This window comes from Nocardiopsis lucentensis DSM 44048 (assembly GCF_000341125.1).
Taxonomy (GTDB): domain Bacteria; phylum Actinomycetota; class Actinomycetes; order Streptosporangiales; family Streptosporangiaceae; genus Nocardiopsis; species Nocardiopsis lucentensis.
On the sequence record NZ_ANBC01000518.1, the window covers coordinates 1 to 1453 of the forward strand.

Sequence of the window (1453 nt, forward strand, 5' to 3'; positions counted from 1 at the left end):
TTCCGGGAGACCGTAGGGCCAGGTGCCCGCGTGCGGGGTGCCGTAGAAGCGTTCCCAGGCGGCCGCGTCGTTCAGTCGGAAGTCGGCGCCGCAGTCGACGACCAGGACGTCGTCGCCCAACTGCTGGGCGATGTCGGCGGACTGGCCGTGCGGCAGGGCGAGGTAGACGATGTCGTGGCCGCGCAGCTCCTCCACGGTGGTGGGGGCCAGTACGCGGTCGGCGAGCGGGCGCAGGTGCGGCTGGTGCTCGATGAGGGGGGATCCGGCGTTGCCTCCGGCCGTGAGGGCACCGATCTCGATCTCCGGGTGGCCCAGCAGCAGACGCAGCAACTCGCCTCCCGCGTATCCGCTGGCTCCGGCGATCGCGGCGGTGTATCCCATGGTGCTCCCCCATTCGAAGCTGACTGAACTATCATGCACGCCTCTGCAAGTTTATGCAAACGTACACGAAAGAGACCCGGCCGCTCCGGCCGGGGTCGTAACGCACGCGAAGGGGACCGGCACGTCGACTGCTCGGTGACCTCGATCTGCCAGCGTGAGGTCGGTTTCCCAGGAACCTGCCGGCAGAGTTCCTCCCGCCCCTTGACGGCCTCCGAGGCCAGGGATGCGGGCCTCGTCCGCACGAGGGCGAGCAGGAGACGCGACGCGGTCCCCGCGCCTCGGGCTCACTCCACCCCCCGGAGGAGGCACCGGACCGAGGTCGGCGTCAGGGTCACCCTGACGGGTCAGCGCCGCGAGGGTCTCGAGAGCGGCGCAGACCTCGGCGGTGTGCCTCCACCGTGTCACCGGGGGAAAGACCGGGGCAACCGAAGAACTGGTCAGCGACCCGCGATGCGGGTGGCCAGCCCGGCGAACCGGGAGGTGTGGGCGCGCTCCTCGGGGGTGCGGGACTCACGGCGGTCGGCCGTGCGGTAAAGACCGTAGATCACCTGCGTGCCCACCCAGCGCAGGGGTTCGGGTTCCCAGCCGCGGACCTGGTGGCCTACCCACGGCAGGCGGGTGAGGTCGGTGCTCCGGCCGAGGACGAGGTCGCGCAGGGTCCGCCCAGCGAGGTTGCTGGTGGCCACGCCGCTGCCCACGTAACCGCCCGCCCAACCCAGGCCGGTCTCGGTGTCCAGGTGCACGGTGGGGCACCAGTCGCGCGGCACACCGAGCACTCCGGACCAGGCGTGCTCGACCGGCACGTCGGCCACGTCGGGGAACATGCGCGTGAGGGCGCGCCAGAGCTCGGCGATCGCCTGCGGCTGGGTGGATCCGTCCCGGTCCTGAGCGGATCCGAAACGGTAGGGCACACCCCGGCCGCCGATGGCGATGCGGTCGTCGGCGGTGCGCTGGGCGTAGACGTAGGAGTGCGCGGTGTCGCCCAGGACCTCGCGTCCGCTCCAACCGATCTTCTCCCACAGGGCGGGGGCGATCGGCTCGGTGGCGATCATCGAGGAGTTCATCGGCAGCC

The 1453-nt window shown here is 71.2% G+C and carries 1 protein-coding gene and 1 pseudogene (1 of these 2 cut by a window edge); both read right to left on the minus strand.

Features of this window, described 5'->3' with window-relative positions; genetic code table 11:
• Window positions 1-381 (minus strand): annotated as a pseudogene (locus D471_RS0118280) (N-acetyl-gamma-glutamyl-phosphate reductase); the annotation flags it as partial.
• Between the two features lie 437 nt (window positions 382-818).
• On the minus strand, window positions 819-1453 hold the 3' portion of the coding sequence (locus D471_RS0118285) for an NAD(P)/FAD-dependent oxidoreductase (RefSeq protein WP_026127848.1). Its footprint extends 781 nt past the window's final position; only the last 635 of its 1416 coding nucleotides appear in the window; the start codon falls outside the window, past its right edge; its stop codon occupies window positions 819-821.